General features: G+C 68.7%; 1 protein-coding gene. It reads left to right on the plus strand.

What is annotated here, in order from left to right:
- On the plus strand, positions 1 to 243 hold a 243-nt coding region (locus tag M3B01_RS14590; RefSeq protein WP_259793277.1), incomplete at both ends, for a transposase.

A 243-nucleotide genomic window follows, 5' to 3' on the forward strand; every position in this document is an offset into this window, starting at 1 on the left:
CGTCGCGGAGTTCCTCCACCGCCGCCTGGACCACACCTGGTTCCCCTACCTGTTCCTGGACGCGACCTATCTCGACATCCGCCAGGGCGGGCGCGTCGTCTCCCAAGCCGTCGTGGTCGCCACGGGCGTTGCCGCGACCGGTCACCGGGAAGTGCTCGGCATGGCGATCGGTGACGCGGAGACCACCGACTTCTGGACCGAGTTCCTCCGCAGCCTGCGCGAACGCGGTCTGACGATCTCCAC

The organism is Brachybacterium sp. p3-SID957, from assembly GCF_025144775.1.
In the GTDB taxonomy this organism is placed as follows: domain Bacteria; phylum Actinomycetota; class Actinomycetes; order Actinomycetales; family Dermabacteraceae; genus Brachybacterium; species Brachybacterium epidermidis.